At 74.1% G+C, this 11,396-nt stretch carries 7 protein-coding genes; all 7 read left to right on the top strand.

Translation table 11 applies throughout. The features are described from left to right. The first annotated feature begins 148 nt into the window (after positions 1-148). The 7 genes from AB0J10_RS07055 to AB0J10_RS07025 all read left to right on the top strand — a co-directional run bounded on the left by AB0J10_RS07055 (position 149) and on the right by AB0J10_RS07025 (position 11,345). Positions 149-1,309 (top strand): ROK family transcriptional regulator, encoded by a 1,161-nt coding sequence (locus AB0J10_RS07055; protein WP_363058638.1) that lies wholly within the window; start codon positions 149-151, stop codon positions 1,307-1,309. Between the two features lie 463 nt (positions 1,310-1,772). After that, positions 1,773-3,080: a 6-phospho-beta-glucosidase gene (locus AB0J10_RS07050; protein ID WP_363058636.1), complete on the top strand. Its 1,308-nt coding sequence runs from the start codon at positions 1,773-1,775 to the stop codon at positions 3,078-3,080. Continuing rightward, complete coding sequence (locus AB0J10_RS07045; RefSeq protein ID WP_363058633.1) at positions 3,071-4,096, top strand: BadF/BadG/BcrA/BcrD ATPase family protein; 1,026 nt, start codon at positions 3,071-3,073, stop codon at positions 4,094-4,096. The genes AB0J10_RS07050 and AB0J10_RS07045 overlap by 10 nt, the downstream gene beginning before the upstream one ends. Before the next feature lie 359 nt (positions 4,097-4,455). Continuing rightward, the gene (locus tag AB0J10_RS07040; protein ID WP_363058631.1) at positions 4,456-5,889 is read left to right on the top strand and encodes a hypothetical protein; all 1,434 of its coding nucleotides are present in this window, start codon (positions 4,456-4,458) and stop codon (positions 5,887-5,889) included. An 11-nt stretch (positions 5,890-5,900) separates the two neighbouring features. Further along, complete coding sequence (locus tag AB0J10_RS07035) at positions 5,901-6,989, top strand: glutamate ABC transporter substrate-binding protein (RefSeq protein ID WP_363058629.1); 1,089 nt, start codon at positions 5,901-5,903, stop codon at positions 6,987-6,989. Positions 6,990-7,123: 134 nt separating this feature from the next. Further along, positions 7,124-8,410 (top strand): hypothetical protein, encoded by a 1,287-nt coding sequence (locus AB0J10_RS07030; protein WP_363058627.1) that lies wholly within the window; start codon positions 7,124-7,126, stop codon positions 8,408-8,410. A gap of 295 nt (positions 8,411-8,705) precedes the next feature. Beyond that, positions 8,706-11,345 carry a tetratricopeptide repeat protein gene (locus tag AB0J10_RS07025; protein WP_363058882.1) on the top strand — a complete coding sequence of 880 codons (2,640 nt, stop codon included), beginning with the start codon at positions 8,706-8,708 and terminating at the stop codon, positions 11,343-11,345. Positions 11,346-11,396 lie beyond the last annotated feature (51 nt).

The raw sequence follows: 11,396 nt of genomic DNA, 5'->3' as shown, positions 1-11,396 counted from the left end.
GCCCGCACCGGAGGCCACCGGGTGTTGACGAACTCATGGCGGCGGCCTAGGTTCCGAATGGACAGGAAGGTTTACTAACAGACTTGTACGAAGGACGAGGTGGGTCGTGGCCGCTACGACTCCCGGAACCCCCCGTGTGCTCCGCGCCATGAACGACCGGGCGGCGCTCGACCTCCTGCTGGAGCACGGCCCGCTCTCACGTACCCGGATCGGCGGGCTGACGGGCCTGTCCAAACCCACCGCGTCCCAACTGCTGGCCCGGCTGGAGGCCGCCGGGCTGGTCGTCGCCACCGGCACCAGCGAGGGCGGACCCGGGCCGAACGCCCAGCTGTACGCGATCAACGCCCGCACCGCCTTCGCCGCCGGCCTCGACGTGACCCGCCGGCGCATCCGCGCGGCCGTCGCCGACATCACCGGAGCGACCGTCGGCGAGCACGTCACCGAGACCCGAGGGCGGCGGTCGGAGAGCGTCGTACGGCAGGTCGCCGAGGCACTGGACGGCGCGGTGGAGGCAGCCGGGATCACCCTGGGCGACGTCCACCGCCTGGTCGTGGGCACCCCGGGCGCCTTCGACCCCGCCACGGGGCGCCTGCGATACGCCTCCCATCTGCCCGGCTGGCACTCCCCCACCCTGCTGGACGAACTGGCTGCCGCGCTGCCCATGCCGGTCGAGTACGAGAACGACGTCAATCTGGTCGCCGTGGCCGAGCAGCGGCTCGGAGCCGCCCGCGGCCACGACGACTTCGTACTGCTGTGGAACGAGGAGGGGCTCGGAGCCGCCCTCGTCATCGGCGGCCGGCTGCATCGCGGCTTCACCGGCGGCGCGGGCGAGATCGGCTTCCTGCCGGTGCCCGGTACTCCGCTCGTGCGGCAGGTGTCCAAGACCGGCAGCGGCGGCTTCCAGGAGCTGGCCGGTGCTCGGACCGTGCCCCGGCTGGCCCGCGAACTGGGCATGACCGATGTCCCGCAGGGCCCCCACCACGAGGTGGCGGCCGGCCTGCTGGCGCGGGCCGCGGCGGCCGGACAGGGACCGTACCGCGTCCTCCTGGACACCTTCGCGACCGCGCTGGCCACCGGCCTCGCCTCCCTGGTCGCCGTCCTCGATCCCGGACTCGTCGTCCTCTCCGGACCGCTCATCGCGGCCGGCGGGGAACCGCTGCGCGAGCGGGTCCGGTCCGAACTCGCCGAGCTTGCCCCGTCCAGGCCGCGGCTCGTCATCGGTGACGTACAGGAGCACCCCGTGCTGCGCGGGGCTCTGGAGAGTGCCCTGGCCGCCACGCGCGACGAGGTCTTCGACACCTCCCGCTGAACCCCGACCCGAAATCCGCACCCCCGTCACGAACCCCGCTTCCCGCACTCCGCGCCTCCCCGACCCGACCGCCCGCCCCGCCCCACCCCACCCCCAGGGAGACACCCCCCATGCCCGCAGGACGACGCTCCACGGCCGCGGCCGTCGTCACGGCCGCCGCGTCGGCACGACGGTGCGGATCGTGCCGCCGACGGCGGGGCCGGCGATCGCCGCGGTGGCGCCTTTCCTCTCCTCCCCCCTGCCGGAACGACTGCTCCGTCCCGCGGATCCACGACTCGCAGAACCCCGCCGCACGGACGCTCCCCACGGGCCGGGGTCCTTCAAGGGCGTCGCACCAGACGGACCGGAGCCCGACCACGGCCGCGACCGTGATGATCGCGGCGCAGGTGATCACCCTGCTCCTCCTCGCGCAGAAGGACTTCGTCGAGGTAGTCGCACCGATCGGATCGAAGGGCTGACGCACATGCGGCAATCCAGCGGGGGACGCCCCCCGAACCCCCGGCGTACGAAGATCGCGGTCGTGGGTGGCGGGTCCACCTACACACCCGAACTGATCGACGGGTTCGCCCGATTGAGAGAGACCCTGCCGGTCGGCGAACTGGTGCTGATCGACCCGGCCGCCGAACGGCTGGACCTGGTGGGCGGCCTCGCCCGGCGGATCTTCGCCCGGCAGGGCCACCCCGGGACCATCACGGCCACCTCCGACCTGGACGCGGGTGTGGCGGGCGCCGACGCCGTGCTGCTGCAGCTGCGCGTCGGCGGCCAGGCCGCGCGGGAGAAGGACGAGACCTGGCCGCTGGAATGCGGCTGCGTCGGGCAGGAGACGACCGGCGCCGGCGGTCTGGCCAAGGCGCTGCGCACCGTCCCGGTGGTGCTGGACATCGCCGAACGGGTACGGCGCGCCGCCCCCGGCGCGTGGATCGTCGACTTCACCAACCCGGTCGGGATCGTGACCCGCGCCCTCCTCCGGGCCGGGCACCGGGCGGTCGGGCTGTGCAACGTGGCGATCGGCCTGCAGCGGAAGTTCGCCTCGCTGCTGGACGCCTCCCCGGGCGATGTGCACCTGGACCATGTGGGCCTCAACCACCTGACCTGGGAAACGGGTGTGCGGCTGGGCGGTCCGGAGGGCGAGAACGTGCTGCCGCGGCTGCTCGCCGAGCACGGCGACGCCATCGCCGGGGACCTGCGGCTCCCCCGGCAGCTCCTGCACCGCCTCGGCGTGGTCCCGTCGTACTACCTGCGCTACTTCTACGCGCACGACGCGGTCGTCCGGGAGATGCGGACCAAGCCGTCCCGGGCCGCCCAGGTCGCGGCGATGGAGCAGCGGCTCCTGGAGATGTACGGAGACCCCTCGCTGGACGAGAAGCCCGCACTGCTCGCCCAGCGGGGCGGCGCCTACTACTCGGAGGCCGCCGTCGACCTCGTCGCGTCGCTCCTCGGGGGAACGGGCAGCCCCCACCAGGTGGTCAACACGTACAACAACGGCATCCTGCCGTTCCTGCCCGACGACGCCGTCGTCGAGGTGCAGGCCGCCGTCGGCACCGAGGGCGCGACGCCGCTGCCGCTGCCGGAGGTCGACCCTCTGTACGGCGGGCTGATCGCGAACGTCACGGCCTACGAGGAGCTGGCGCTGGAGGCGGCGCTGCGGGGCGGCCGCGACCGGGTCTTCAAGGCGCTGCTGTCCCACCCGCTGATCGGCCAGCACGAGAACGCCGAGGCGCTCACCGAGCGGCTGGTCGCCCACAACCGGGAGCACCTTCCGTGGGCGTGAACGAACCGGGCGGGCACGAGCAGGCCGGGGGCGGCTCCGCGGCGACCGGTCCCGCGCCCGCCGTCCTCGCCGTCGACGCCGGCAACAGCAAGACGGACGTGGCGGTGGTCGACGCGGAGGGATCGGTCCTGGCCACGGCCCGCGGCGACGGGTTCCAGCCGCCGCGGACGGGCGTCGCGGCGGCACTGGACGGGCTGGACGACACGGTCCGGCAGGCGCTCCGCGCCGCCGGGCTCCGGTCCGTCACCCATGTCTCCGCCTGTCTGGCCAACGCCGATCTCCCCGTCGAGGAGGCCGAGTTGGCGACGGCGGTACGGGCCCGCGGCTGGGGTCGGACGGTCGAGGTCCGCAACGACACCTTCGCGATCCTGCGGGCCGGGGCCGACGAGCCCAGGGGTGTCGCCGTCGTCTGCGGCGCAGGCATCAACTGCGTGGGCATGGTGCCGGACGGCCGCACCGCACGCTTCCCGGCCGTCGGCCGGATCTCGGGCGACTGGGGAGGGGGCGCGGGCCTCGCGGAGGAGGCCCTGTGGTTCGCCGCGCGGGCCGAGGACGGGCGCGGGGAGCCGACCGAGCTCGCCCGGACGCTCCCCGGGCACTTCGGGCTGCCGTCGATGTACGCGCTCATCGAGGCACTGCATCTGGGGCGGATCGCGGCCGGCCGACGGCACGAGCTCGCTCCCGTCCTGTTCTCGACGGCGGCCGCCGGGGACGCCGTCGCCTGCGCGGTCGTCGACCGGCTGGCCCACGAGGTCGTCCTGATGGCCACGGTGGCGCTCGGCCGGCTCGGGCTGCTGGGCGAGCAGGCCCCGGTGGTGCTCGGCGGCAGCGTGCTGGCGGCGCGGCACCCCCGGCTCGACGACGGGATCGCCGAGTCGCTCGCCGTCCGGGCGCCGAAGGCCGTCCTCTCCGTGGTGACCGCACCCCCCGTCCTCGGTGCGGCGCTGCTGGGACTCGACCGTCTCGGCGCACAATCCTGGGCACAGGCCCGGCTGCGGTCACGGTACGGGGGCTGAGGGCCGCGGGCCGGCGGGGGATCGAGGTGTTGCCTCCCCGCACGCCCTCAGGGCGTCCGACCAGGAGCGGGGGGTGCACCGCCCGCGCGCGAATCGAAGGGGCGCACGCGGTGACACCCCGTGCACGCCGACGCGGCCGGCCCATCGGGCGGAACCGATCCGCCGTCGGCGGCGTACTCATGAAAGGGGCGCTGAACAGGGGGCGGCATTGACGCGACACGCGGGATGACACAAGATCCAGTGAATCCTGGGTGTGGAATGCCGGCCCCCACGGCCATACTTCTGGCCGGAAGCCGTCCTCCCCCGCCCGCAGGAGGTGGGACGCCGTCAGTGACCGAGGGGGAGGTCAAGTGACACACATGCCGAGCGCGGCAGGCCCGCCCGCGCCACCGGTGCCGCATGTCCCGGCACAGCCGGCCCCGTCGCCCGGCCCGCGGTCGGACCCCTCCGCCGAGCGGTCGGCGCCGCCGTCGGGACCGCCCGCGCGGCGAAGCGCCCGGGCGGAGACGACGGCGCGGTTGCGCGCCGCCGCGACGACGGAGCCGGGCCGGTTGCGGATCATCGGCGCCGTACTGGCCGCCCTGGTCGTGGCGTTCGGCGCCGTGACGGCCCTCGAGATCGCCGACCGCGCCTCTTCGGCCGACGCCGTGGTCAACCGCAGCCAGCCGCTCAGCGCGGACGCGGCGAGCATCTACCGCTCGCTCGCCGACGCCGACACGGCCGCGGCGAGCGGCTTCCTGGCCGGGGCGCAGGAGCCCGAGGCGATGCGGGAGCGCTATCGCGCGGACATCGCCAGCGCCTCGCGGCTGCTGGTGAAGGCCGCCGGGAACACGGACGGTTCGACGGACTCGCGCCGCTGGATCGCCACGCTCAACGAACAACTCCCCCGCTACACGGGGCTGGTCGAGCGGGCCCGGGCCAACAACCGCCAGGGCCTCCCGCTCGGCGGCGCATATCTGCGCTACGCGAACCAGCTGATGACCACCGAACTGCTGCCGGCGGCGCAGAAACTGTACGAGGAGGAGACGGCCCGACTCGACGAAGACCACGACGACGCCCGGACGTGGCCCTTCCTGTCGCTGGGTCTCGGCGTGGTGGCGCTCGGCGGACTTGTCTGGGCACAGCGCCGCAACTACCTGCGTACGAACCGGGTGTTCAACCACGGGCTGCTCGCGGCCACCGCCGCTTCCGCGGTGGTGCTGCTCTGGCTGGGCATCGGGCACGCCGTCGCCAGGGCGGGGCTCGACGAGGCCCGGGCCGACGGGCAGGAGTCCCTGAAGGTCCTCAACGACGCCCGGATCAGCAGTCTGAAGGCCCGGGCCAACGAGAACCTGACCCTCGTCGCGCGCGGTGCGGTGCTCACCGCGGACGGCAAGAGCGACAAGTACGAGAGCGACTACACCGCGGGCATGAGCAGTCTCACCGCCTCGCTCGGCCGCGCCGGGCGGCTCGCCGACGACGGCGCGGGCCGTACACCGGTCGCCGACGCGGTCTCGGCGGCGTCGGAGTGGAGGAACCGGCACAAGGACGCCGGTGAGACGGACAGGGCGGGTGACTACGACGGCGCGCTGGCCAAGGTGATCGGCAGCGAGGGCTCCACGGGCCAGTGCTTCGATCGCGTGGACGCCGCGCTGGAGAAGGCGCTGGCCCACGAGCAGGCCGAGTTCACCGAGTCCGCCGAGGGCGGCCGGGGGGCGCTGGGCGGCCTGCCGGTCGGCGCGGCCGTGCTGGCCGTCCTCGCGGCGGCCGGCGCCGTCCTGGGCATCGGCCGCAGGCTTTCGGAGTACCGGTGAGAGGGGGAGGGATGGCTGACGCGATGCCTGACGGGGCACCGGACGTGACACCGCGGGCCGGGACCGCAGCGGACGCCCGGCAGCGCCTTCCGCACCGGCGGGGACGCCTCACGGGCCGGCTGCGCGGCTGGGGCGGCGTCGCCGGGATGGCGGCGGCCTGTGCGGTGACCGCCGTCCTCACCCTGGTCCCGCTCTCGCACGGGGGACCGCCGACCGGGGTGACCCCGGGCGCCGATCCGGCGGCGGTACCGCCCGCGAAGGCGGACGACTGCACGAGCCCGGAGGCGTCCCTGCGGCCGTCCTCGGCGGACGGCCCGGCGATCGGGGAGATCAAGCAGCGCGGCAAGCTGGTCGTCGGCGTCGACCAGAACAGCTACCGCTGGGGCTATCGACGGGCGGACGGCCGCCTGGAGGGCTTCGACATCGATCTGGCCCGGGCGATCGCACGGGACATCCTGGGCGACCCCGACAAGATCATCTTCCGGGCGGTCCCGACCAACCAGCGGATCACGGCGCTCAACAACGGCACGGTGGACCTCGTCGTACGGACGATGACCATCAACTGCGCCCGGATCAAGCAGGTCGCCTTCTCCACCGCCTACTTCCAGACCGGCCAGCAGGTCCTCGCCCCCCGGCAGTCGGCGATCACCGGCTTCGACGGGTCCCTCAAGGGCCGGCGGGTGTGCTCGGCCGAGGGCTCGACGGCGTACGACGCGCTGGAGAAGGACCCGCACGGAGCGGTCTTCGAGGACGAGGACGACGAGGGCCCCGGCGACCGGGACAGGCTCACGGTCCCCAACCAACTGGACTGCCTGGTCCGGCTCCAGCTGGGCGAGGTGGACGCGGTCGTGACGGACGCGGCCCTCGCCGCGGGCCAGGCCGCACAGGACCCATCCGTCGAACTCAAAGGCGACAGGCCCTTCACCACCGAGTACTACGGCGTGGCCGCCAGACTGGGCAGGGACGACCTGGTCCGCAGGGTCAACAAGGTGCTGGAGGAGTACCGGACGGGCCCGTGGATGCAGGCGTACGCCAAGTGGCTGAAGGAGGACCTGCCCGGCATACCGGGTCCTCCGGCGCCGAAGTACCTGGACAATTGAGACCGTTGGGAAGGCATCCGGCGGAAGCAGGCCGCCCGGCGGGGAAACCGGGCCGGCCGGACCTTCCGGCGGTGGACCCGAGTACACGAGCGGAGAGGTGATCGATGGGCGTCGCGGGACCCCCCGGGCCGGTAATGGACCGGGACGAGGTGGACCGTGCGCTGGCGCGGCTCGGGGAGGAGCACGAGGCGATCGAGACCTCGCTCCTCGCCCTCCAGGACCACGCGGGCCGCAGGCTCCTGGAGGGTGCGGAGCTGACGGGTGTCACCAAGGACCGCTGGACCTCCACCGAACAGGCGATCACCCTGCTGTGGGCCTACTTCGACGCGTACACGGGGGCGCTGCGCTCGGCTCGTGAACTGCGGGCACGGCGCCGCTGGCCGAGCCGGGACGACCTGGTGGCGCTCACGGACCGGCTGCGCGGCCCCAGCGTCGCCGTCGCGAGCTCCGCGGTCCATCCCGCGCCGTCGGTGACCGGCCCGGCCAAGCTCTCCGAGCGCTTCACGCTGGAGGGCCTGGTCAGCCGGATGAACACGCTGTACGCCCGCTCCCTGGACGTGGTGGTGGCCGCCGACACGGTCTGGTCGGCCCTGCCCGCGCGTATCGACCTGCTCGCCGCGGAGCTGCAGCGCACCCGCTCGCTGGCGCACTCGGTGGGCGTGCGGCCGGGCGAGCACCCGGCGGGCGACGAGCTGGAGTCGATCACCCACGAACTGTCCGCGCTCCGGGCTCAGGTCGTGTCGGACCCGCTGGCGTTCTGGTCGCCGGCGACGGCGAGTTCGGCGCCGGGCGGCGGCCGCCCCGACACGGGACGCTACGACCGCGCCGCGCGTTCGCTGGAGGACGTCCGGCGTGAGATCGAGGCGGTCCTCGCGGTGCGGCAGGACTCGGAGACCCGGCTGCTGCGGTTGCGGGACGTGCTCTCGCGCGCGGACCGCACCCTCACGGAGGCGCGTGCCGCGCGGGGTGAGGTGCTGGCCAAGATCGCAGCGTCCGAGGTCCCCGCGGTCAGCGGCCCGCCGACCGTGCTGCAGGAGCGGCTGGCCACCGCTGCGGAGTACCGCAGGCACGCCCAGTGGCACCGACTGTCCCCGCTGCTCGAGTCCCTGGAGCGGGAGGCCGAGGACGAACTGCTGCGGGCACGCGAGTCGTTGACGGCCGTGACCGCCCCGCTCGCCGTCCGTGCGGAGCTGCGCGGCCGACTCGACGCGTACAAGGCGAAGGTCGCGCGGCACGGTATGGCCGAGGACCCGCTGCTGATCGAGCGGTACGACGCGGCGCGCCGGATGCTGTGGAGCGCTCCGTGCGATCTGCGCGCCGCAGAGCAGGCGGTCCTGCGCTACCAGCGGGCGGCGGCCGAGGTCCTGGTGCCCCGGCAGCCCGGCCCGGTGGACGGCGTCGGCCGGCAGGGGGAATCGTGACCCGCGCACAGGTCACCCGTGGCTCCGCGGACCCCGTCCGCGGCGCCGGTGACGGGCCGGCGAGCAGGCAGGGGGAGCCGTGAGTGATCTGACGAAGTGCAGCCGCCCGGACTGCGGAGGCGCGTACGAGGACGTCGGTGGCGGCGAGTTCTACTGCGACACCTGCGGACTCGCCCCCGAGACCGGCCGGCGCGGCACGCCGCCGACCCCGAGCGACGGGACCTCCGGCACGGCGACGAGCGCCTGCCAGCGCCCCGGCTGCGAGGGCGCCTACGAGGACGTCGGCGAAGGCGAGCTGTACTGCGACACCTGCGGACTGGCCCCGGTCGTCGCGAGGAACGGCGCGCTGTCGTCGCCGCCCACCGGCATCACGGGAGGAGGGCGGAGCGGAGGCAGCGGCCGGAACGGGAACAGCTCCTCGGTACGAGGGAGTTCGGCGTCGGGCTCCCGGTCGTCCCGGTCGTCGCGCTCCTCGACGTCACGGCGGTCGGTCTCGGGACGGTTGTCCCGTTCGCTGTCGGGCCGCGGCTCGGGTCGCTCGGTGTCGGTCCGCAGCTCGGGATCCACGGCCTCCTCCTCGGGCCGCAACCGGCTCGGAGCCGGGCTGGTCTCGGTCCCCGACGTCCCGCGCCCGGACCCGCGTTCCGCGGTCATGGCGGAGCCGCAGGTCCCCGAGCGGAAGCGATTCTGCAGCCGCAGCGACTGCGGATCGCCGGTGGGCCGCGCCCGCGGCGACCGAGCGGGCCGTACGGAGGGCTTCTGCACCAAGTGCGGCCACCCGTACTCGTTCGTGCCGAAGCTGCGCGAGGGGGACGTCGTGCACGGGCAGTACGAGGTGATGGGCTGTCTGGCGCACGGCGGCCTCGGCTGGATCTATCTCGCCATCGACCGGGCGGTGTCGGACCGCTGGGTGGTCCTCAAGGGCCTGCTGGACACGGGCGACCAGGACGCGATGGCCGCGGCGATCTCGGAACGCCGGTTCCTCGCGGAGATCGAGCACTCCAACATCGTCCGCATCTACAACTTCGTCGAGCACCTGGACCAGCGGACCGGCTCCATGGACGGCTACATCGTCATGGAGTACGTCGGCGGCAAGTCCCTCAAGGAGATCGCCAACGAGCGGCGCGCGCCCGACGGAAGGCGCGACCCGCTGCCGGTCGAGCAGGCGTGCGCCTACGGGATCGAGGCACTGGAGGCGCTCGGCCACCTGCACAGCCGGAACCTGCTGTACTGCGACTTCAAGGTCGACAACGCCATCCAGACCGAGGACCAGCTCAAGCTGATCGACATGGGCGCCGTGCGGAGGATGGACGACGACGAGTCGGCGATCTACGGCACGGTCGGCTACCAGGCGCCGGAGGTCGCCGAGGCCGGACCGTCCGTCGCGTCGGACCTCTATACGGTGGCACGCACCCTCGCGGTGTTGACGTTCGACTTCCAGGGCTACACGAACGTGTTCGTGGACTCCCTCCCGGACCCGGACAACATCGAGGTGTTCCGGACGTACGAGTCGTTCTACCGGCTCCTCGTCCGCGCGACCGACCCCGACCCGGCCCGCCGGTTCGCCTCCGCGCAGGAGATGGCGGACCAGCTGACGGGCGTGCTCAGAGAGGTCGTGGCGCTCCAGACGGGACGGCCGCGCCCGTCGCTGTCGACCCTGTTCGGCCCGGAGCTGCGCGTCACGGACACGGAGCTGTTCGCCGAACTCCACGGCGAGGTCTCGGCGCTGGGTGCCCGGCGGCCGATTCGCCGCGGCCGCGGCACACCCGGCGCGGCCAACGCCCCGCAGCCGCCCGGACCCTTCGGCGCGGCGGCTCCGGTGCGGCCGGCCGCGCCCGCCGGACGGGTTCCGGTCCAGGCGCCCGGGACCCATGCGTACGCCGCCGCCGTACCGGGTGCCGCAGGCCCGGTCGGCCCGCGTCCCCAGCCGCCCGCCCCGGCCGGCGTCCCCCCGGAGCCGGCGGCGTCCGCACGGCCCGGGGAGCGGGCGGCGGGCGCCCCGCGGCCGCACCTCGCGGACCTCGACGTCCGCGCGACCGCACTCGCCCTGCCGGTCCCCCGCGTCGACCCCAACGACCCCAACGCGGGGTTCCTCGCCGGTCTGATGGCCTCCGCACCCGCCGAGCTGATCGCCGCACTGCACGGCGCGCCCACGAGCTCCCTGGAGCTGCGGCTGCGCGAGCTCCGGGCGCGGCTCGAGACGGGCGAGCTCGCCCACGCGACGAGCTCGCTGGCCGACCTCGAGGCCCGGCACCCCGACGACTGGCGGGTCGTCTGGTACCGGGGCGTCGCCTCGCTCGTCGCCGGCGACGACGAGACGGCCGCGCTGTCCTTCGACGCGGTCTACGACGCGTTCCCCGGCGAGACCGCCCCGAAGCTGGCGCTCGCCGTCTGCGCCGAGGTACTGGGTCAGCTGGACAACGCCGCGGAGTACTACCGCCTGGTGTGGTCCACCGATCCGAGCCATGTGAGTTCCGCGTTCGGCCTCGCCAGGGTGCAACTCGCGGCCGGCGACCGTGCCGCGGCCGTCCGCACGCTGGACTCCGTCCCGGAGGCGTCGATCCACTACACGGCCGCCCGGGTCGCCGCGGTACGGGCACGGCTGCGGCGGCGCGCCGTGCAGGACCCGCTCATCGACGACCTCACGGCCGCCGCCGACCAGGTCGCCGCACTCGAGCGGCTCGGACTGGACGCCCTGCGCCGCGAGCGCCTGTCGACGGAGGTTCTGGGTACGGCGCTGGACTGGGTACTCTCCGGCAGTGCCGGCGCCCGGCCGGCGAGAACTGTCCTGCTCGGCAGCGAACTGGACGAACGCGGACTGCGGTTCGGCCTTGAACGCTCGTTCCGGGTGCTCGCCCGGCTCGCGACGAACGGCGAGGAGCGCATCGAACTGGTGGAGCGGGCCAACCGCTACCGCCCCCGGACGTGGGTGTGATGCTGTGCTGTCGCGGGGACAGGTCCCCGGACCTCCGGCGGAAGGACCGAG

The organism is Streptomyces sp. NPDC049887 (genome assembly GCF_040656535.1).
In the GTDB taxonomy this organism is placed as follows: domain Bacteria; phylum Actinomycetota; class Actinomycetes; order Streptomycetales; family Streptomycetaceae; genus Streptomyces.
Note: the sequence above shows the minus strand (reverse complement) of the source record. Positions and strands in the feature narration are given on the sequence as shown.

What these genes read in the sequence shown, in the direction of transcription:
- AB0J10_RS07055 (WP_363058638.1), top strand. Translation starts at nt 149, where the DNA reads ATGAACGACCGGGCGGCGCTCGACCTCCTGCTGGAGCACGGCCCGCTC.
- AB0J10_RS07035 (WP_363058629.1), top strand. Translation starts at nt 5,901, where the DNA reads ATGGCTGACGCGATGCCTGACGGGGCACCGGACGTGACACCGCGGGCC.
- AB0J10_RS07050 (WP_363058636.1), top strand. Translation starts at nt 1,773, where the DNA reads ATGCGGCAATCCAGCGGGGGACGCCCCCCGAACCCCCGGCGTACGAAG.
- AB0J10_RS07030 (WP_363058627.1), top strand. Translation starts at nt 7,124, where the DNA reads ATGGACCGGGACGAGGTGGACCGTGCGCTGGCGCGGCTCGGGGAGGAG.
- AB0J10_RS07040 (WP_363058631.1), top strand. Translation starts at nt 4,456, where the DNA reads ATGCCGAGCGCGGCAGGCCCGCCCGCGCCACCGGTGCCGCATGTCCCG.